The organism is Paracandidimonas soli (assembly GCF_004342005.1).
GTDB classification, from domain to species: domain Bacteria; phylum Pseudomonadota; class Gammaproteobacteria; order Burkholderiales; family Burkholderiaceae_B; genus Paracandidimonas; species Paracandidimonas soli.
Genome location: NZ_SMBX01000004.1, coordinates 224,635 through 244,374, shown reverse-complemented (window position 1 = coordinate 244,374; position 19,740 = coordinate 224,635). Strand labels below are relative to the sequence as shown.

Annotated in this window: 23 protein-coding genes and 1 pseudogene; 11 read left to right on the top strand and 13 right to left on the bottom strand. The window is 62.8% G+C overall.

Annotation, left to right across the window (positions count from 1 at the left end; all coding sequences use genetic code 11):
- The first annotated feature begins 5 nt into the window (after positions 1–5).
- The 3 genes from EV686_RS10405 (at position 6) to EV686_RS10395 (ending at position 3,206) form a co-directional block, all read left to right on the top strand.
- The gene (locus EV686_RS10405) at positions 6–884 is read left to right on the top strand and encodes a dihydrodipicolinate synthase family protein (protein ID WP_132476695.1); all 879 of its coding nucleotides are present in this window, start codon (positions 6–8) and stop codon (positions 882–884) included.
- Positions 885–954: 70 nt separating this feature from the next.
- Complete coding sequence (locus EV686_RS10400) at positions 955–1,644, top strand: GntR family transcriptional regulator (protein ID WP_132476692.1); 690 nt, start codon at positions 955–957, stop codon at positions 1,642–1,644.
- Between the two features lie 77 nt (positions 1,645–1,721).
- Positions 1,722–3,206 carry an aldehyde dehydrogenase gene (locus EV686_RS10395; RefSeq protein ID WP_132476689.1) on the top strand — a complete coding sequence of 495 codons (1,485 nt, stop codon included), beginning with the start codon at positions 1,722–1,724 and terminating at the stop codon, positions 3,204–3,206.
- A gap of 80 nt (positions 3,207–3,286) precedes the next feature.
- Here EV686_RS10395 and EV686_RS10390 read toward each other — a convergent pair whose 3' ends face one another.
- The 4 genes from EV686_RS10390 to EV686_RS10375 all read right to left on the bottom strand — a co-directional run bounded on the left by EV686_RS10390 (position 3,287) and on the right by EV686_RS10375 (position 6,300).
- Entirely contained in the window at positions 3,287–3,514 is a 228-nt protein-coding gene (locus EV686_RS10390; RefSeq protein ID WP_132476686.1) for a SlyX family protein, read from the bottom strand.
- Between the two features lie 30 nt (positions 3,515–3,544).
- Positions 3,545–3,937 (bottom strand): DUF4168 domain-containing protein, encoded by a 393-nt coding sequence (locus tag EV686_RS10385; protein ID WP_132476683.1) that lies wholly within the window; start codon positions 3,935–3,937, stop codon positions 3,545–3,547.
- A gap of 271 nt (positions 3,938–4,208) precedes the next feature.
- Positions 4,209–5,159: an NUDIX hydrolase gene (locus EV686_RS10380; protein WP_165972573.1), complete on the bottom strand. Its 951-nt coding sequence runs from the start codon at positions 5,157–5,159 to the stop codon at positions 4,209–4,211.
- A gap of 13 nt (positions 5,160–5,172) precedes the next feature.
- Complete coding sequence (locus EV686_RS10375) at positions 5,173–6,300, bottom strand: CobW family GTP-binding protein (RefSeq protein ID WP_132476680.1); 1,128 nt, start codon at positions 6,298–6,300, stop codon at positions 5,173–5,175.
- Between the two features lie 184 nt (positions 6,301–6,484).
- On the opposite strand from EV686_RS10375, the gene ykgO reads away from it, so the two are divergent.
- The gene (gene ykgO, locus EV686_RS10370; protein ID WP_132476677.1) at positions 6,485–6,610 is read left to right on the top strand and encodes a type B 50S ribosomal protein L36; all 126 of its coding nucleotides are present in this window, start codon (positions 6,485–6,487) and stop codon (positions 6,608–6,610) included.
- Between the two features lie 57 nt (positions 6,611–6,667).
- Here the strand turns inward: ykgO and EV686_RS10365 are convergent, their stop codons facing one another.
- On the bottom strand, positions 6,668–7,561 hold the full coding sequence (locus EV686_RS10365; RefSeq protein WP_132476674.1) for a LysR family transcriptional regulator: 894 nt from the start codon (positions 7,559–7,561) through the stop codon (positions 6,668–6,670).
- Between the two features lie 222 nt (positions 7,562–7,783).
- Between EV686_RS10365 and EV686_RS10360 the strand changes: the two genes are divergently transcribed.
- On the top strand, positions 7,784–8,548 hold the full coding sequence (locus EV686_RS10360) for a sulfite exporter TauE/SafE family protein (RefSeq protein ID WP_132476671.1): 765 nt from the start codon (positions 7,784–7,786) through the stop codon (positions 8,546–8,548).
- A 7-nt stretch (positions 8,549–8,555) separates the two neighbouring features.
- Here EV686_RS10360 and EV686_RS10355 read toward each other — a convergent pair whose 3' ends face one another.
- Positions 8,556–9,599 carry an acyltransferase gene (locus EV686_RS10355; RefSeq protein ID WP_165972572.1) on the bottom strand — a complete coding sequence of 348 codons (1,044 nt, stop codon included), beginning with the start codon at positions 9,597–9,599 and terminating at the stop codon, positions 8,556–8,558.
- A gap of 23 nt (positions 9,600–9,622) precedes the next feature.
- Positions 9,623–10,186 carry a DUF924 family protein gene (locus EV686_RS10350; protein ID WP_243650841.1) on the bottom strand — a complete coding sequence of 188 codons (564 nt, stop codon included), beginning with the start codon at positions 10,184–10,186 and terminating at the stop codon, positions 9,623–9,625.
- A 174-nt stretch (positions 10,187–10,360) separates the two neighbouring features.
- On the opposite strand from EV686_RS10350, the gene EV686_RS10345 reads away from it, so the two are divergent.
- The 6 genes and pseudogenes from EV686_RS10345 to EV686_RS10320 form a co-directional block, all read left to right on the top strand.
- Positions 10,361–10,558, top strand: a complete 198-nt coding sequence (locus EV686_RS10345; RefSeq protein ID WP_132476665.1) for a hypothetical protein — start codon at positions 10,361–10,363, stop codon at positions 10,556–10,558.
- A gap of 65 nt (positions 10,559–10,623) precedes the next feature.
- The gene (locus tag EV686_RS10340; RefSeq protein WP_243650840.1) at positions 10,624–11,136 is read left to right on the top strand and encodes a hypothetical protein; all 513 of its coding nucleotides are present in this window, start codon (positions 10,624–10,626) and stop codon (positions 11,134–11,136) included.
- A 13-nt stretch (positions 11,137–11,149) separates the two neighbouring features.
- Positions 11,150–11,530: a hypothetical protein gene (locus tag EV686_RS10335; RefSeq protein WP_243650839.1), complete on the top strand. Its 381-nt coding sequence runs from the start codon at positions 11,150–11,152 to the stop codon at positions 11,528–11,530.
- Between the two features lie 220 nt (positions 11,531–11,750).
- Positions 11,751–12,473: a GntR family transcriptional regulator gene (locus EV686_RS10330; protein ID WP_132476662.1), complete on the top strand. Its 723-nt coding sequence runs from the start codon at positions 11,751–11,753 to the stop codon at positions 12,471–12,473.
- Positions 12,470–12,721, top strand: coding sequence for an ATP-binding cassette domain-containing protein (locus EV686_RS18980; RefSeq protein WP_132476659.1), 252 nt, complete (start codon positions 12,470–12,472; stop codon positions 12,719–12,721). The genes EV686_RS10330 and EV686_RS18980 overlap by 4 nt, the downstream gene beginning before the upstream one ends.
- Positions 12,705–13,175, top strand: a pseudogene (locus EV686_RS10320) (class I adenylate-forming enzyme family protein); the annotation flags it as partial. The gene EV686_RS18980 and the pseudogene EV686_RS10320, both read left to right, overlap by 17 nt.
- Here EV686_RS10320 and recO read toward each other — a convergent pair.
- The 6 genes from recO to EV686_RS10290 all read right to left on the bottom strand — a co-directional run bounded on the left by recO (position 13,169) and on the right by EV686_RS10290 (position 19,733).
- A complete protein-coding gene (recO, locus tag EV686_RS10315) occupies positions 13,169–13,756 on the bottom strand; it encodes a DNA repair protein RecO (RefSeq protein ID WP_132476653.1) in 588 nt (195 codons plus the stop codon). The pseudogene EV686_RS10320 and the gene recO sit on opposite strands and share 7 nt — an antisense overlap.
- On the bottom strand, positions 13,749–14,645 hold the full coding sequence (gene era, locus EV686_RS10310; RefSeq protein ID WP_132476650.1) for a GTPase Era: 897 nt from the start codon (positions 14,643–14,645) through the stop codon (positions 13,749–13,751). Before era ends, recO begins: the two co-directional genes overlap by 8 nt.
- Positions 14,642–15,400, bottom strand: a complete 759-nt coding sequence (gene rnc / locus EV686_RS10305; RefSeq protein WP_132476647.1) for a ribonuclease III — start codon at positions 15,398–15,400, stop codon at positions 14,642–14,644. The genes era and rnc overlap by 4 nt, the downstream gene beginning before the upstream one ends.
- Entirely contained in the window at positions 15,400–16,287 is an 888-nt protein-coding gene (gene lepB, locus EV686_RS10300) for a signal peptidase I (RefSeq protein ID WP_132476644.1), read from the bottom strand. The genes rnc and lepB overlap by 1 nt, the downstream gene beginning before the upstream one ends.
- Before the next feature lie 43 nt (positions 16,288–16,330).
- On the bottom strand, positions 16,331–18,124 hold the full coding sequence (lepA, locus tag EV686_RS10295; protein WP_132476641.1) for a translation elongation factor 4: 1,794 nt from the start codon (positions 18,122–18,124) through the stop codon (positions 16,331–16,333).
- 121 nt (positions 18,125–18,245) lie between these two features.
- On the bottom strand, positions 18,246–19,733 hold the full coding sequence (locus EV686_RS10290) for a DegQ family serine endoprotease (RefSeq protein ID WP_132476638.1): 1,488 nt from the start codon (positions 19,731–19,733) through the stop codon (positions 18,246–18,248).
- Positions 19,734–19,740: the final 7 nt, after the last annotated feature.

The following is a 19,740-nucleotide window of genomic DNA, read 5'->3' as shown; positions in this document are numbered from 1 at the left end:
GCTGTATGAGTACTCTGAAAGGCATTTGCGCCGCATCATGCACCCCCATGCGCGACGACGGCGCAGTCGACTACGATGCATTCCGTTCCCACCTGGACAGCCTGATCGGGGCCGGCGTCCACATCATCGCCGTCAACGGCGGCACGGGCGAGTTCGCTTTCCTGACCACCGAAGAAAAGCGCAGGATCGCCGAAACGGCCGCTTCCCACATCGACGGCAGGGCAAAGCTGATCGTCCAGACGTCCGCCATCCGCACGGAGGACAGCATCGAAGCTTCCCTGCATGCCGAAGGCATCGGCGCCGATGCGCTGCTGGTTCTTCCGCCCTACTTCGAAGGTCCGGTTCCGGACGGCGTGTATTACCACTACGAGCGCATCGCCGAAAAAGTCAGTACGCCCATGATGGTCTACAACGTACCCATGCACTCGGGCTTCGATATAACCCCCGAATTCTTCAAGCGCCTGTCCGCCATCGACAACATCAAGTACATCAAGGACACCAGCGGCGATTTCAACCGCGTCCAGGAACTGCTGGCCAGCGGCGCCACCGTTTTCAACGGCTCGGATCCCTTCGCATTCCATGCCCTGCTGGCGGGCTGCAACGGCTGCTTCTGGGGCGCGGTCAACGCCATCGCCCCAGAGGCTGTGGAGATGTACAACCTCGTCCAGGAAGGCAAGCTGGCGCAGGCACTGGCCGTGTGGAACCGCATTCTGCCCGCCAATCTCTTTTTCTGGCGCAGCCCTTACAACCCGGCGGTCAAGGCGGCAACCAACATTCTGACCGGCAATGTCGGCGACTGCCGCAAGCCCGTCATGCCGCTGGATGGCGACCAGATGGCGGAACTCAAGAGCGCCATCGCCCCCATCCTGAGCCATCGCAAGTAAGTTATTGATAGGACTGCTAATTGTTATACTGCAGGGTTCGAATACTTCATTCTTCCCCGCGATTCACGCAATGCAAAAACAACCGACTTCCATCATCCGGCGCCAGAATATCGCCGCCGCTGTCACGGATGCCATCCGCGAACGGATCCTGAATGGAGACTACCCAAAAGGCAGTCTGCTGCGCCAGGAAGTCCTTGCCGAGACGTTCGGCGTCTCGCGCATGCCGATACGCGAAGCGCTTCGCAATCTGGAGGCCGAAGGCCTGATCATCATGCAGGTTTCGCGCAGCGCACTGGTCACGGACTGCTCCATCGATGAGATCGACGAAGTCTTCCGGCTGCGCACCGTGCTGGAGGTCGAGTTGTTGCGCTATGCCATGCCGCACATGACCAGCGCCAGCCTGGCGCGCTCGGAGGCGCTTGCGGAACAGTTGACGCAGTCATACGAAAACAATGACATCAAGCAATGGGGCGCTCTGAATACGGAGTTTCACCTCAGCCTGTACCAGCCCGCGGGAAAAGACCTTTGGCTCGGCATGATCCAGAAGCTCAACAACCAGGTGGACCGCTACATCCGGCTCCAGCTGGTCCTGGACCACGACATCCGCCAGGCCTCCGAAGAACACCAGGAGCTCTGCCGGCTCTGTCGCGCCGGGGACATCGAAGCCGCCGTCCGGCTGCTGACCCATCACATCGACGCAACGCGCGACAAGCTGCTCAGGAATCTGCGGGAAAAACAGGGCCAGGCGGCAAGCTCCTGACACAGGACGCGCCGCCGGCGACAGGTGATGCCCCACATCCGGAATAACGGCCGTCAGGCCTACAGAAGAGAGACATCATGCCTATTTCGACCGATCAAGTATTTGCACAGGCCCGCGAAGCCAGGCTTTTCGCCGGTCATCTCATCCCTGGGCATCGGCCGTCCCAGGCCGGGCGCCTGGAAAACCGCACGCCGATCGACGACACGCCTATCGGCTGGATCGAGGCGGGCAACGCCGAAGACGTCGACAAGGCGGTTCGCGCCGCGCGCGCCAGCTTCGAGTCGGGCGAATGGTCCGGCCTGTCGCCCGCGCAACGCAAGGCCGTCCTGCTGCGCTGGGCCGATCTGCTGGAAGCGCACACGGAGGAACTGGCCGCGCTGGACTGCATCGACGCCGGCAAGCCCATCACCGAATGCCTGAATACCGACATGCCCGCTACCATCGACACGTTCCGCTGGTATGCGGAAGCGATCGACAAAGTGTTCGGAAAAATCTCCCCCACCGGAAGCGACGCCCTCGGCCTGATCGTCAAGGAACCCATCGGCGTGGTCGGCGCCGTGCTGCCCTGGAACTTCCCCGCGCAGATGTACGCATGGAAAGTCGCTCCCGCGCTGGCTGCCGGCAATGCCGTCGTCGTCAAGCCGGCCGAGCTGACTTCGCTCAGCGCCTACCGCATGACACAGCTGGCCTATGAGGCGGGTGTTCCCGAAGGCGCGCTGACCCTGGTCACGGGCCTGGGCGAAGAGGCCGGCGAAGCGCTGGGCCGGCACATGGATGTGGACATCGTATCGTTCACCGGATCCACCGAAGTGGGCCGCCTGTTCCTGCGCTATTCGGCGGAAAGCAACCTGAAGGAAATCGTGCTCGAGTGCGGCGGCAAGAGCCCGCAGGTCGTCTTCGAGGACGCCGATCTGGACGGCATCACGCCGCACATCCTGGCGGCCGCCTTCTGGAACATGAGCGAGAACTGCAGCTGCGGCTCGCGCCTCATCGTCCATGCCTCCATCAAGGATCGGCTGCTGGAGCAGTTGCGCGCCGGACTGGCCGACTGGAAAGTCGGCCTGCCCACCGATCCGGCCACCAGCATCGGTCCCATGGTGGAAAAGGCGCATTTCGACAAGGTGAAGAGTTTCATCGACGACACTCTGGAGGCCGGCGCGCGCCTGGCGCATGGCGGCAAGATACATGACGAGCTGGGCAGCGGCTGGTATGTGGAGCCCACCATTTTCGACGGCGTCACGCCCGACATGCGCCTGTTCCGCAACGAAGTCTTCGGCCCCGTGCTCGCCGTCACCACGTTCGAGGACGAGCAGGAAGCCGTCCGCCTGGCCAACGACAGTGTCTACGGCTTGGCCGCATCCATCTACACGCAGAATCTGAAGCGCGCACAGCGCGTCTCCAGCGCCCTGCGCGCGGGAACCGTATCCGTCAATGGATTTTCCGAAGGCGACATCACCACGCCGTTCGGCGGATACAAGCAATCCGGCTTCGGCGGCAGGGACAACGGCCTGGAGGCATTCGACCAGTACCAGCAGACCAAGACCATCTGGTATGTGAACTGAACGAACACCCCCCGCTCCTGGAAAAGACGAGGCCCTGCTGTTTTGCACAGCAGGGCCTCGTCGCATGAACCGCGCAATTATCAGTAATGCGGCGGCTGTTCGTCCCGCGGATCTCCCACAGGACGGGCAACGCCTTGCGCAGCCGCCTGGTCGCGCAGATCGGCCACCAGGCGGGCCAGGCGCTCGATGGCCTGCTGCTGCCGGAAGACTGTCTGGTTCAATTGATCAAGCAGATCCTCCGAGAAGGCAAGCTTGACTTCCAGGTCGGTGATGCGCTGTTCCAGCAAGGTCGGGTTGTGGTCGCTCATGCCGGAATTATAGTGGCTTGGCGCCAGGAATCACTGCCCCTTGCTATTGTTGAACAGCGTAGTGATGCGCTCACGCAGTTGGGGATCCTGCTGGACCGCGATGCTGATGCCGTTGTACTGATCGACGGTCAGGCCATCGCTCTGCACTGCTGTCACCATTTTCTCATCCGCCTCCTGGAGGATGGCCTTGCGGGCGACTTCGTCCTGGGCCGCCTGCAGGCGCGGCTGGTAATCCTGAACGACGGCTTCGACCTTTCTCGCCGCGCTGACGTACTGCTGTATCTGCGCCTCGCTCGGCTGTATGGCCTGGGGAGCCTGCGCGGGCGCGGTCTCGGTCGGAACGGCCTGGGCCCACACGGCTGTCGTGGAAAGGCCAAAGGCGACGGCTGCTGCCGAGAGGAACGCTTTCAGTGATGGCTGCATGGACATACTCCTTTACGTCAATGAACCTCCATGATGACGACCCGCCCCGGAGGAGACAAGTTTCCCTATGTATGTCTGTGTGTCGGCATGACACGGATCATTCAGGATGTGACGAGGGACCATGCGGCCCGCATCCCCTTGCGCTGCGGGAGACAAGGAGGCAGCCGGAGCGGCGCCGGAACAGTATCCGCTATGCATCCGCATACAAAACGACATCAAGACTTGCGCCTGGGAAACCGCGGGAAACCCGGCCCACCGCCCCAGGCGCCACCTATCGGGCCAGGGGCAGCTTGCTCCCCGCGATGGCGCGCTCCAGCATGACGTCGCCGCGGAACTGGAACAGCTTGGCGGGACGGCCGGCTGCGCCATGCGTCATCTCGCCGGTTTCCTCCACCAGTTCCTGCTGCTCGATGAAGCGGCGGAAATTCTGCTTGTGCAGCCGGCGGCCGGCAACCGCCTCGAAGGCCTGCTGCAATTGCAGCAGAGTGAAGGCGGGCGGCATCAGCTCAAATACGACGGGCCGGTAGCGTATCTTTGCGCGCAGCCTGGCCATGGCGGTCGCCAGGATACGGCGATGATCGTGCCGCATGGCGGCGCCGGGCAGCACTGCTTCCGTCTCTTTTCCCATCCGGCGCAAGGCCTCTGGCGCAAGACCGGCCTCGAACAGCAGCTCGTAGCGCTGCAGGACCATATCCTCGTTCCAGCCGCCCTCATCCGTGCCGAAGGTATAGTCGACGCGCTGGCGCCGCCGGCGCCGCAGCGCGGCATCGCCCTTGGCGCACCAGCGCAACAGCTCGGGCCGGATCAATGCATCGACGATCTCCGGCGTCCCTGCGCGCCAGTCCTCCCATGGGAAATAGCGATACCAGTCCTGCCAGCCAACCGTGGCGATCTCCGGACTTTGCAGCTCTCGCGTCAATCCGAGATAGCTGACCGAAATGACATGCTGTCCCTGCTGGTTGGCCCGATCGCCGTCGGCGAACGTATAGAGCTGCTCCACATAGCCCAGGGGATGATGCGTCTGCGCTTCGACCCAGGCGCGCAGGCCCGCCTGCAGCGATCTGTGCCCCGACTCGAAAGGCCCGGCGGGCAGAGCCTCGGCGTTTTCCCGCGTCAGTACGCGCGGCTGCCCGTCCGTGACGGACACCAGGACCGCCACCAGCTCTGTGGCGACGGCATTGACCGGCGATTCCCGGAAATCCGATTGCGGCATGAACGACATGACAGTGGAAGGCCTATGTTTTGGCGCCGCTTGCGTTGCGGCGTTTCAGGATTCCCAGGGTCTGCTCCAGCACGCTGCGATCCAGATCCTGGACAATGAACACCAGGCGGGAACTGCGATCCTCCCCCGGCCATGCATCGAGATGAACTGGCTCATGGAACACGTGCTGAACGCCATGGATGACCAGCGGGCGAGACTCCCCGCGGATGTTCAGGATGCCCTTGAGGCGCAGCATGCGGTCTCCCAGGAACGCCATGAGGATCTCGCGCCACTCCCTGAACGCTTCCGGCTCCAGCGGCTGGTCCAGCACGAAGCTGCAGGAACGGATGCCATCGTCGTGATTGCTCGCATGGCTGTGGCCATGCTCCCGGTGCTCATGCCCCGGCTCCCCGGAACCGCAGCAGGCCTGCATATCTTCGTCGTGGGCGCAGCCGTGCGCATGCGCATGTTCGTGCGCGTGGCCCGCTCCGGCAAACGCCCGCGTGTGCAGCCACGCCTGTATGTCGATACCGCGGGCATTCGCCTGCGCGACACCCAGGTCGATCAGATCCCGCGCCCGCACACTTCCCGGGTTTGCTTCGATCTGCCGGGCGCCGGGATTGATCCTGCGCAGCCGCTCAGCCAGCGCCTGCCTGCTCTCCTCGCCCGCCATGTCCGCCTTGGTCAGCAGCAGGACGTCCGCGACCGCGGACTGCCTGAGCGCTTCCGGGTGCCTGTCCAGCGTCTGCCAGCCATTGGCCAGGTCCACCGTCGTCACGATGCCGTCCAGGAAATAATGCTTCGTCAGAGCTGGGTCATCGAGCAAGGTCTGCAGAATGGGCGCGGGATCGGCCAGCCCCGTGCTTTCGATCATGACCCGGTCGAACTGCCGCCGTCCATTGCGGGAAAAGCGCCACACGGCGTCCTTCAGCGTGCGCGCCAGGTCTCCGCGTATCGTGCAGCACAGGCAGCCGCTGCTCAGTTCGACGACGCCCTCGATCCTGCTGTGCGCCACCAGCAGATGGTCCAGCCCGACATCGCCGAACTCATTGATGATGACGAGCGCGCCCGACATGGCGGGCTGTTTCACCAGCGTATTGAGCACGGTCGTCTTGCCGCTACCGAGAAAACCGGTCAGCAGCGTCACGGGAATTTTCGTCATGAGGGAAGGCAGCCGCTATAGAAATGATATAACATATCATTTTAATGAAGAACGAGACACTCGCATGATACTGCGCCTTCGCATCGCATGCTGCCCTGGACACGAGACGACGCGCCCGTCCTGTACCTGCGCCCGTCGCGGCTGAATGACGCGGGCGCCATCACCAGCACAAGGAGAAACCCTCATGAAAGTCCTGGCCTCGCTCAAGGATGCCAAGAACCGCCACCGGGACTGCCGGGTCGTCAGGCGACGCGGCAGAATCTATGTGATCTGCAAATCGAATCCAAGGTTCAAGGCCCGCCAGGGCTAAGGCCGTACCAGGCTTCGGCGACGGCATCCCGGGCACGGCGGATACCGCTGCGGATGCTCAGCCCTGCCGCAAATGCGCCAGCAGCAACTGCGCATGCCTGGGCAATTCCCCGAAGTCCCTTGCGCAGAACAGCAATTCCCGCCGCGCCCAGGCATCCGAAAGGGGAATATGGCGAATGCCGGTGCGGCGGGCATGGCGCACGGCCACCACCCGTGGCACGATGGCGATCCCGACTCCCCTGCCCACCAGCCGGCAGACAGCCTCGAAGCTGCCTAGCCGTATGCGGTAGTCCAGCCGCTTGCCCTGCCGGCCGGCAAACTGCCCGACATGGGCCTGCAATGCGCTGCCGTCCTCCATGCCGACGAAAGGATATGCGGCGGCGTCGCCCAGTGAAAGCGAAAGGCGCCCGCCGCCGTCCAGCGCATGTCCCTGCGGAACGATCAGGACGAGAGGATCCGGCACGAACCGGATCATCTGCAGGGCATCGCAATCGACGCTGCCCGATATCACGGCCAGATCGCCGATGCCGTCGCGCAGAGCCGCCACGCTATCCTCGCTGCGGCGCTCTTCCAGGCTCACGGAAATGCCGGCATGATCAAGCAGAAACGCGCCGATGCGGTCTGGCAGATGCTCGCTCATGGCGGAGGTATTGCAGAACAGGCGCACATGTCCTTTGAGCCCGGCGCCGAAGGCATTCAGCTCGTCCTGCAAACTGTCCACCTGGCGCAGCATCTGGCGCGCATGCTGCAGCAGGCTGCGCCCGGCCGCAGTCGGCGCGACGCCCCGCCTGTCACGCTCCAGCAATTGCAGCCGCATGCGCGCTTCCATGGCGCGTATGCGCTCGCTGGCCGAAGGCAGCGCCATGGGCATCGCCTGCGCCCCCGCAGTGATGGTGCCGCTTTCGCAGACATGCACGAACAACTTCAGATCCACCAGATCGAACGGCGCCATCGCGGTTCCTCCATTCCGTAAGCATCGAAGCCGGCCTGCCCCGCCCGGCCTGCGCCGGGACATATCGAACCCGGCCATTCTCATTCGACCATGAATGACTAAGGAAAATCCATAGCCAGAATAAGGCAGATCCAGCTGGCCGGAAGCATGATTCACGGACAGAATACTGCCAGACGAGACATCTCGACTATCATTCGCAACCCCTGAAACAGGAAGACAGCCATGCCGGACCTATCGTTGCTCTTACCGGAAAATCTGCATTTGCTGGCTGTTCCGGCAGCCATCTTCCTGCTGGCTGGACTGGTGAAGGGAGTGATAGGGATGGGCCTTCCCACGGTGGCCATGGCATTGCTTGCGCTTTCCATGACGCCCGCGCAGGCGGCCGCGCTTCTAATCCTGCCTTCGTTTTTGACGAACCTATGGCAGGCGGGGCCGCTGCGCACGGCGCTGCCGCTGCTGCGCCGCCTTGCCCCGCTTCTGCTTAGCACCGCCGCCGGCACGCTGACCGGCGCATGGCTGATCGGCGCCCCCGCGGGCTCGTGGGCGCGCATGGCGCTGGGATCGATCCTGGCGCTTTATGCTGTGTGGACGCTCATGGGCAGGCAGGGGCATGTCCCCGCTGCGCGCGAAACCTCGTTCGGCCTGGCGGCGGGCGGCGCAACGGGCCTTGTCACCGCCGCGACAGGCGTATTCGTCCTGCCGTCCGTTCCCTACCTGCAATCCCTTGGACTGTCCCGCGATGAACTGATCCAGGCCATGGGCCTTTCCTTCACGGTTTCCACCATTTTCCTGGCGGCCGGGCTCGTCCTGAACCAGGCCTATCCCATGGCTACCGCGGGCGCGTCCCTGCTGATGCTGGTTCCCGCCATCCTGGGAATGCAGCTGGGGCAATGGCTGCGCGTCAGAATAGCGCCTCCCCTGTTCCGGCGCCTGTTCCTGGGCAGCCTGCTGCTGCTCGGCCTGCACATGCTGATCACTGAGCTGTAAGGCCACGCTACATCACATAGCGCAGCGGGCGCACCTTGCGCAGCAAGGCGATCGATACGCCGGACAGGGTGAACAGCAGTAGGGCAAGACCCGGCATCATCCACCACGCCGCCATGCCATGCGCGTCCCAGTCGACACGGTCCATGACCCATTCCAGCCAGCTGATATGGATGCAATAGATGCCAAGCGTCAATGCGGACAGCGTCAGCACGCCTTTGCGCAAGCCTTCCCTCGCGCCGTGCATGAACAGCCGGTCCGCGCTCCAGGCAAGGAACAGGTAAGAGCCGGCTGCCGCGACGATGACGAATGGCGAGAGGTAGTCGTAGAACAGGACATCCGGCGAACCGCGCGACTGCGACAGCCATGCTGTCGCCAGCATGGTGGCGGCGCTTGCCAGCACGAACAGCAGCAGGCTGCCTGCATATGCCTTGCCCGTCCGGCCCCCGCCGGCGATTCCACAGCGCATTTCCTGCAGCCACGCCCCCAGGAACAGATAGCCCGCCAGGCCGAAGAAGTTGGACAGCTCATAGGCGATGACCGGATCCGCTTCCCAGCCCAGCATGTCCTGCCATAGCGGCAAGCCCGACACCGCCAGCCACATCGCCAGGTAGAAGCGTTTCTCCGTTTCGCCGGCATGCTGCCACAGCAGGCGCAGGAACGGCAGGAACAAGGTAATGCCGACCAGCGCATACAGATACCAGAGATGGTAGGACGATGGCTGCGCCGGCAGGCTTGCCAGCGCCTGCGGCAGGACAAACGGCTCGTCGCTGCGCCAGGCCCGCCAGCCCACGTAGAACAGCGACCAGAACAGCAAGGGCGGCAGCAGGCGCAGCACGCGCCCGCGCAGCAGCAGCCGCAGCGGCTCTCGCCGCCCCAGCAGCAACGCCCCCGTCACCATCAGGAACAGCGGCACGCAGACGCGCGTGAACGCATCGAGGAAGTTGCTGGGCCACCAGGCATCGCCGAACTCGCTGAATCCCGAGGCCGCCACATGCAACAGCACCACCATGAAACAAGCAACGACACGGATGAACTCGATACCGGCATCCATCCGCGCTTTTGAAGCCAGATCCGTCAACCCGCAAAGCCTCCCGCGTCGAGAAACGCCCATTCATCCGTGGTCGTCACGCGTCCCAGCATCGGGTTGCGGTGCGGGAAGCGGCCGAATTTCTCGATGATTTCCATATGTTCCTGCGCATAGTCCTGCGACTGCCCAAGCGCATTACAAAGTTCCACGCAGCGCTTCTGGTCCTCCAGCGACTCGGAGTGCATGAACGGCAGATAAAGGAACAAGCGCACCGTCTCGTCCACCCTGGCATCCATGCCCTGTTCCAGCAGTTGCCTGGCGTAATACTGCGCCAGCGGATCGGTTGCAAACATATGCGCCGTGCCGCGGAATGCGTTGCGCGGAAACTGATCGAGCAGCACCATCAGGGCCAGCGCGCCTTCCGGAAGCTGCAGCCAGTCTTCGTACTCTCGCCGCGCCGCCGCGTAGTGCGCCTGAAGAAAGCGGTTCGAGAATTCCCGGTCGAACGCTTCGTCCTTGGCAAACCAGCGTTGCGGGCCGGCCTCGCGCCAGAAAGAGGCAACTTCTTGCGCCAGAGCCATGTTTTTGTCCATTTGCGGATTGGAAGCCATGCTCCCTCCTCTGTGATTCCGTGAGCGGGACAGCAGCCACCAGCTTAACGCATAAGCCGCGCGCGAAAAAACCATGGCGTAACACAGGCAAACTCCTGCAAAGAAAATGCAACAGCGGATCCGTTTGGCCCCAACTACATGTTATTTCTCAGATAAAAACGCTAAAATATTGAAATGAAAGCAGGAGTCATTCTTCTCAGTCTGTTGGCGGCTGCCGCCACATGGTGGTGGATCACCCGAACCCCCGACGAAACGCGGCGCAAGAGTGCCCTGCGGTTTCATGGCTTCGTCAAAGGCCTGGCCATCGGCATCGGCGTCTATGTCGTCCTGACCCTGAGCGCGCTCGTCTACCTGGCTCTCGCATCACGGTAAAGGCTTGGCTGGAACCTATCCAGCCCCCCAGCAGTCTCCCTGGAACACAACGGGCTTTCCGCACCATGCGCTACATCCGCCACAGCCTGAAGAAACACCTGCTTGCCATCCCCGGCGTGCTTGCGTGCGCCTGCGCCGTCGCGCAGGCGCCGGGAAAAGCCTCGTGGCCGGCCGTTCCTTCCCTCCTGATCCTGCCTTCCGAATACGGCACGCTGCACATCGCCCTCAACGAATATGTGCACGAGTCCACGCTGCAAATCGACAGTCGGCCCACCCAGCCGGAAATCCGGGGGCTGCTGAACATCACCTACGCCTTCCAGATGCCCGACGCGCAGGCCGCCCTGGTCTCCATCAACCGGGGCAACGACGCGTGCCCGTTCAGCTATCGCTGGGTGCTGCTGAGGCGCGGCAGCCACCTGATCTCCCCGGAATTCGGCTCATGCTCGGAGAAAATCCGCGTGTCGGCCGAAGGCGAGACATTGAACATCGAAACACCAAACAGAGTCGATGCCGCTAAAATAGACGTCTACTCCTATGATGGCGGTTCCACCATCAGCTACAGCACCATCGATCCCTGACCAGAGGCGACGCTTGACCGAATCCATCCCTAGCCAAACGCCCCAGCCATGGGGCTTTCTGCACCCCGAATGCCACGGACAGAACGCCCTGCTGTTCTTCAGCTGGGATCTTGCCCGCGCCATCGAAGAACAGTTCAAGCTGCACGCGGAATCCAGCCTGGCCACTCGCCTGCACGAAGCCCAGAAGGCGGTCGACCGCCTTCTGAAGCAATACGTCCAGATCCAGGCCAATCCGCAGGCGTTCGAAGGCCAGAGCATCCACCTGCGCCTCGATCCCGGCGACGAAGACAACGGCGGCACGCCCGTGCTGGCGCTGGAAACCTCCGAACACCTCGAGAGCCTGATCCTGCAGGCCCAGGCCCAGCACGGCGGCGCTTCCCGCACGATCAACTGAGCCGCCCAGGCTATACGCCAAGACCATTCTCTCCCGCTTCCTGCCGGGAAGGAGATGCCTGGGCCGGCGTCTGAGCAGCCCAGCTTATCTTTTTTTGCGCATATTCTTAGCGCAAAGAATTCGTTCGCATTTGCATGCGCATGGCCTAACTTATGGGACATCTAAGCCTCGCAGAAAACCTCTGTGAGCCGCCCATAGGTTTTCCCAATGCTGCCATCCTATGCATCCTGAGTCGCTGCCCGCCGAGAATGCCTCCCGCCCGAACCAGGGAGAACAAGCCTATCAGCGCATACGCCGCGATATTCTGGCATGCCGGCTGCTGCCGGGCGTGATCGTGACTGAGCCTGAGCTGATGGCAGGCTACGGCATCGGCAAAAGCAGTTGCCTCATCGCCCTGACCCGCCTCGGGCATGAGAATTTCGTTGTCTCCAGACCTCGCAAAGGCTACCAGATCGCTCCTGTCATGGTGAAGGATGTCGAGGAAATTTTCACGTTGCGCGTGCAACTCGAGCCTCTGGCGGCCCGTCTGACGGTCGGCCGGGTGAGCATCGCCCGGCTGCGCGAACTGGAAGCGGCCTGCCGGGTCAGGCATCCGGCGCCGCTGCCGGACCAGATAGACCGCTTCATGGATGCCAATAAGGCGTTTCATCTGGAAATTGCCAGGGCATCCGGCAACGAAAGGCTGTTGCACACATTGACCGGGCTGCTTGACGAAATGAGCCGCCTGGTGGCCCTGGGGTTCAACGCACAGGGGATCAAACCGGAAATCAAGCACGACCACAACGCAATGATCGCCGCTTTCGAAGATGGGGACAGCAAGAAAGCCGAACTGATCGCCCGCCGCCACATAGAAACCTTTCAGTCGATGACGATGGAGAAAGTTTATGCCAGCCTGAGCGAGACAGGTGCTCCTCTGCCACTGCTTGCGGGACGGTTCGGATGACGGCGGCAGCGCAGGCAATTGACCTGACAGGTATCAGCAAGCACTTCGGCTCCCTGGAAGTGCTGCGCGATGTATCCCTCACTGTCGCGCAAGGCGAAATCCTTGCCTTGCTGGGAACGTCCGGGTGCGGCAAGAGCACTCTGCTCAACATTCTGTCCGGACTGCTGGAACCCGATGCCGGCAGCCTGCGGCTGTATGGTCAACAGGCTCGCGGATTCTCGGGCTGGTCTGATGTCCGGCTACCATAACCGCCCTGACCTGGCATCTCCATTCACCCCGGATGGCTTTTATGTGACGGGCGATGTGTTCCGCCGGGATGCACAAGGTTTCTATACCTTTGTGGGCCGTTGCGACGACATGTTCGTCTGCGGCGGAGAAAACATCTATCCGGGCGAGGTGGAAAAAGTGCTGGAACGCCATCCAGCGGTTCAGCAGGCCTGCGTCGTGCCTGTCGAAGACGATATCAAGGGATACAAGCCCATCGCGTTTGTGGTTCCGCGCCCCGGCGCTTCGGTGGTGGAAGCGGAACTGAAGGCGTTTTCCCTGGAGCACGCGGCCGCCTATCAGCATCCGCGCCGCATATGGCTGATGCCGGCCTTGCCCCTGGCCGCCACCAACAAGATAGACCGGCAAGCGTTGCGGCTAGAGGCAAGGGCGCGTTTGCAACCGGACTACGCCCGCGAAGCCGGCGTCACTCAGTAGCGCTGCAGCTCCATCAGCACCTTGCGGGTAGCCAGCGGCCGCCCCAGCAGCTCGTCCAGCCGCATCCGCAACTGCCTCCGCAACTCCGGCTCCAGGCCCGCATCCTCGAAATCCGGCAGCGCTTCGTCAGTCCCGTAACCCGTTTCCTGAAGCAGCACCCACTCGAAGCGTCGCAGCGCACCAGCCGCCCCGCCGCCCTGCGACAACTGCACCAGGGCAGCCTCGTAGGCGTCGTAGAGAACAGGATGCGGGTCTTCGCGCGGAAGCAGCCGCAGCAACAGTTCGTTCATGTACCAGGCCGACATCAGCGCCCTGCCGTTCATGGCGCGTATGCCCGCGCACTCCGCGCGCGTCAGCGTCTTCACCTCGGCCCTGCCGCTCCATGACAGACTGAGCGGCTGGAAGACGGACAAGGCCGGCCGCAGCTCCGAATGCGGGCGCTTCGCGCCCTTGGCCACCAGGGCCACATGCCCGTGATCCCGCGTGAACGCCTGCACGACCAGAGACGTCTCGCGCCAGCTGCTGGCATGCAGCAGGTAGCCCGCGGCCTCCTGTATGCGCACGGAACGCAGACTACTCATACCCCAGTTCGCGCAACGCGCTGGCTTTATCGGACCAGCCCTTGCGCACCTTGATGTACACCTCCAGGTGCACAGGCTTGTCCATGAGCTTCATGATGTCCTGGCGGGCCTCGGAAGCGATGCGCTTCATATGCTCGCCCTTGGCGCCCAGCAGGATGGGCCTGTGGCTCTCGCGCTCGATCACGATGCAGGCGGCGATACGCGCCATGCGGTCGTCCTCTTCCCACTGCTCGATCACCACCGTGCAGCCATAGGGCAGCTCGTCGCCGACCAGGCGGAAGATCTTCTCGCGCAGCAGCTCGGACACCAGGAAGCGCATGGGACGGTCCGTCAGCGCGTCCGGCTCGAACATGGGCTCGCCTTCCGGCAGCCTGGCCGCGATTTCCGACAGCAGCACATCCAGCTGCGTGTCCTTGACCGCGCTCACCGGCACCACGGCCCCATAGGCGTATTGCTCCATGCGCTTCTGCACATAGGCGAACAGATCGTTCTTGTTCTTCAGCAGGTCGACCTTGTTGACCACCAGAATCGTATTGGCCGGATTCCCGGGCAGCAGCGGCAGCAACTGCTCGTCGCCGGCCGACCACTTGCCCGCCTCGACCACGTGCACCACGACATCGACCTCGGCCAGCGTCTGCGTCACCACGCGATTCATCATGCGGTTCATGGCGCCGCCATGGCGCGTCTGGAATCCGGGCGTATCCACGAACACGAATTGCGCATCGTCCTTTGTCAGCACGCCATTGATCCGATGGCGCGTGGTTTGCGCCTTGCGCGACACAATGGAGATTTTTCCGCCGATCAGGGCATTGGTCAGCGTGGACTTGCCGACATTGGGCCTGCCGACCACGGCGACGAAACCGCAACGGAATGGTTTTTCTGTATTCATTTGCTTTCCTGGGCCACAGCCACGGGCAACGACAACTGCGCGGACTTGCGCGCCTTGGACTTGCGCCCGCCCTTTTGCGGCGCCTTGCTTTCCACCGCGGCGATGGCCTGAATGGCAGCCGACTGCTCGGCGGCACGGCGGCTGGCGCCTCCTGCCCCGACACGGATGTCCAGCTCGGCGATGAAACACTCGACCTCGAACGTCTGATTGTGGGCCGCACCATGCGTGGCAATCACGTTATATACCGGCAAACCCAGTTTGCGCCCCTGCAGCAATTCCTGCAACAGCGTCTTGGGATCCTTGCCCAGCGTCTGTGGATCGACATTGCGCAGCACCGGCTCGTACAGCCGGGAGATGACATCTTCCGCCGCGGCAAAGCCGCCATCCAGATAGATTGCGCCGAAAATCGCCTCCAGCGCATCCGCCAGGATGGAGGGCCTGCGGAAACCGCCGCTCTTGAGCTCACCCTCGCCAAGACGCAGATAGTTCGACAACGTCAGGCGAGACGCAATGTCCGCCAGCGCGGCCTGCTTCACCAGGTTCGCGCGCAGGCGCGAAAGATCGCCCTCGTCGAGGCGGGCAAAACGCTTGAACAGCAGCGCCGCCACGACGAAGTTCAACACGGCATCGCCCAGGAACTCCAGGCGCTCGTTGTGCCGCCCGCTGTGGCTGCGATGCGTCAGCGCCTGCTCCAGCAGCGCAGCCGATTGAAAGGTATAGCCCAGTGCGCGTTCTAGGGATGCGTGTGCTGTCATCAGTGGAATCGTCCGATACGTCCTGGTTCGCTGAAGTTCATCCAGATGAAGAACGCACGGCCAACGATATTGCGATCGGGCACGAAGCCCCAGAACCGGCTGTCAAGACTGTTGTCCCGATTGTCGCCCATCACGAAATAGTGGCCTTCAGGCACCTTGCACTGCACCCCGTTGGATGCATACTGACAATTCTCCCGGAAAGGATAGTTGGCAATGGCCATCAGGCCCTGGCTGGCGCGCTTGTTCACCAGGATCTGGTGATCCACCTTGCCCAGCGTCTCGTTGTAGCGTCCGATGTAGGTGCTGTTGTCCGGCTCGAAGAAGTCTCCGTCGCGGACCTGCCGCACCTCCTGCCCATTGATGAACAGCGTCTTGTTGCGATAGACGATCTCGTCACCCGGAAGCCCCACGATGCGCTTGATATAGTCGATGCCCGGCTCCACCGGATAGCGGAAGACCACGACATCGCCGCGTTCCGGCGTGCCAAGCGGGATGATCTTGCGATCGATCACCGGCAGGCGGATGCCGTATTCGTACTTGTTGACCAGGATCAGGTCGCCGTTCTGCAGCGTCGGCAGCATCGAGCCGGACGGAATACGGAAGGGCTCGACCAGAAACGAACGCAGCGCGAAGACGAACAGGATGACGGGAAAGAAGCTGGCACAGTACTCGACCCACCACGGCGCCTTGGCTGCCTCGTCGTACGCCTGCTGGCGGCGCTGCGTGCGCTCTTCCAGAGACAGCCCCGCCAGCGACGGCTCGATCGCCGCGCTTGCCGCCTCGCCCGCCAGCCTGCGGCGTTTTCTGAACACCAGAACGTCCATGCACCAGACGATCCCGGTAATGATGAACAGAATCAAGAGGATGAGGGCAAAATCCCAACTCATGTATACACCTTGCTAGAGCGCCAGGCCTGGGGCCTGCACATTGTTACTTGTCTTCCACCTGAAGGATCGCCAGGAAGGCCTCCTGAGGAATCTCGACGTTGCCGACCTGCTTCATGCGCTTCTTGCCGGCCTTCTGCTTTTCCAGCAGCTTCTTCTTGCGCGAGATGTCCCCGCCATAGCACTTGGCCAGCACGTTCTTGCGCAGGGCCTTGACGTTTTCACGCGCAATGACTTCGGCGCCGATGGCGGCCTGGATGGCAATGTCGAACATCTGGCGGGGAATCAGGCCGCGCATCTTGGTCACGACCTCGCGGCCGCGATAGCGGGCATTGGAGCGATGCACGATCATGGACAAGGCATCGACCTTGTCGCCGTTGATCAGCAGATCGACGCGCACCACATCGGCGGCGCGGTATTCCTTGAACTCATAGTCCATCGAGGCATAGCCGCGCGACACCGACTTGAGCTTGTCGAAGAAGTCCAGCACGATTTCCGCCAGCGGCATCTCGTAGCTGAGATGCACCTGCCGGCCATGATAAGCCATGTTCTGCTGGATGCCGCGCTTGGCCACGCATAGCGACATGACGGCGCCGACGTATTCCTGGGGCATGAACAGCGTGACGTTGACGACAGGCTCTCGGATTTCATTGATCTGCGCCACTTCCGGCATGCGCGAAGGGCTTTCGATGGGCAGCACGGTACCGTCTCGCAGTTCGACTTCGTAGACCACCGAGGGCGCGGTGGTGATGATGTCCATGTCGAACTCGCGCTCTAGGCGCTCCTGCACGATTTCCATGTGCAGCAGTCCGAGAAAGCCGCAGCGGAAACCGAAACCAAGCGCCTGCGACACCTCGGGCTCGAACATCAGCGAGGAATCGTTCAGCCGCAGTTTTTCCAGCGAATCGCGCAACTGATCGTATTCGCTGCTTTCCACCGGGTAAAGGCCGGCGAATACCTGGGGCTTGACCTCCTTGAATCCCGGCAACGCCTTTTCGGCGGGCTTGCCCGCCAGGGTGACGGTGTCCCCTACCTTGGCGTTCGCCAACTCCTTGATGCCGGCGATGATGAAGCCCACCTCGCCCGCGGACAGCACGTCGCGCGGCTCCGACTTGGGCGTGAACACGCCGATATGCTCGCTGAAATGCGTGGCGCCGGTCGCCATCAGGCGAATCTTGTCCTTGGCGCGCAATGTGCCGTTGACGATGCGCACCAGCATCACCACGCCGACGTAGTTGTCGAACCAGGAATCGATGATGAGCGCCTGCAGCGGCGCTTCCGGATCGCCCTTGGGCGGCGGCACCTTGGCCACCACCATTTCCAGTATTTCTTCAATGCCGACGCCTGTCTTGGCGCTGGCCAGGACGGCCTCGCCCGCGTCGATGCCGATGACATCCTCGACTTCCTGTCGCGCGCCTTCGGGATCGGCCGACGGCAGATCCATCTTGTTCAGCACGGGCAGGACTTCCACGCCGAGATCGATTGCCGTATAGCAGTTGGCCACCGTCTGGGCTTCGACGCCCTGCGTGGCGTCGACGACGAGCAGCGCGCCTTCGCAGGCCGAGAGAGAGCGGCTGACCTCGTAGGAGAAGTCGACGTGCCCCGGGGTGTCGATGAGATTCAGCGCATAGGTCTTGCCATCGCGCGCCGTATACTTGAGCGCAGCCGTCTGCGCCTTGATGGTGATGCCGCGCTCACGCTCGATATCCATGGAATCAAGCACTTGCGTCGACATTTCGCGGTCGGCGAGCCCCCCGCACCGTTGGATCAGTCGGTCGGCAAGCGTGGACTTGCCGTGGTCAATATGGGCAATGATGGAAAAATTGCGAATGTGATCCATAAAACGTATCAAGAGACACTGCCTGTCGCGCAGTGCGGGCCAAACCATATGGCGGGAAAAAAAGGGGGCACCCGGGGTGCCCCCTTTATGCGGCTGGCGCCATTTTAGCCGTTTCCAGCCATTATTTTCTGGGAACGACCGTCACCCACTGCGACTGGTCGCCGCGCATGACAAGCAGCGCCGACGCACGGGACTTGTCCAGGCCGGAAACCACCTTGGCGAACTGCGCCGCATCCTTGATATCGACATTGTTGACCGTCAGGATGATGTCGCCCGGCGCCAGCCCAGCGGACGCCGCGGGCTCCTCGACCGCCATGACCTGTACGCCGCCCGAAATACGCTGATTCTTGCGCGTTTCCGCATCGATGTCGGCAACCTGCAGGCCCAGGGCATCCGTCTTCATGGCCTCAGGCGCCTGGCTTCCGCTGCCGGCCGCCGGTGCTTCGTTCGGCATTTCGCCTACGACGACATCCAGCTTGACTGTCTTGCCCTTGCGCCAGACTTCCAGCGCGGACTTGGTGCCGGGCCTGGTGCTTCCCACCATCCTGGGCAAATCGGTCATCTGCGCGATCGGCTTGCCATCGAAATGCGTAATGACGTCGCCCGACTGAACCCCTGCCTTGGCGGCTGGACCGTCACGCTCGACCATGCTGACCAGCGCGCCCTGCGCCTTTTCCAGGCCAAGCGCCTTGGCCACGTCTTCGGACACCTGGCCAATCTGCACGCCGATGCGTCCGCGCGTCACCTTGCCGTCGGCCTTGAGCTGCTCGACGATGCGCATGACTTCGTCGATGGGGATGGCCAGGGAAATGCCCATGAAGCCGCCGCTGCGGGAAACGATCTGCGAGTTGATGCCCACGACCTCGCCCGCCAGGTTGATCAGCGGACCGCCGGAATTGCCCGGGTTGACCGCCACGTCGGTCTGGATGAACGGCAGGTAGTCGCCCGTCTCCCGGTTGATGGCGCTGATGATGCCGGAAGTTACCGTGGAGTCCAGGCCGAACGGGGAGCCGATGGCCAGCACCCACTGCCCCTTGCGCAGCTTGGTGGAGTCGCCGATCGGCAGCGGAGAAAGGTTCTTGGCGTCGATCTTCAGCAGGGCCACGTCGGTGCGGGGATCCGTGCCGACCACGGTCGCCTTGTACTCCTTGCCCGACGTCAGCGTGACGAAAATATCGCTGGCGCGGTCGACCACGTGGTTGTTGGTCAGCACGTAGCCATCGTCGGAAATGAAGAAGCCGGAACCGACGCCGCGCGGAACGGTGCGTTCCTCGGGTGCTGGCTGCTGCGGCGCGCCGCGGCCCTGCGGCCCCTCGAAGCCGGGCGGCGCGAAATCGGGGCCGAAGAACCAGCGAAAGAGTTCATAGGGGTCCCCGGAGCCTCCTCGTCCGAATCCGGAATTGCGGATGCGGACGGTTTCCGTCGTGCGGATATTGACCACGGACGCCTCGGTCCTGGCGACGACCTCCGTGAAGTCGGGCAGCGCCAGGGTAGGCTCCGCCGCACTGCCTTGCGCGGGCACTGCCGCGGGCAGTACCAGCGCCGCCCCCAGCATCACGCGAGCAAGCATGCTCCGGACACGATACTGTGCCTTGTGTGAGGATTGCATATAGGAC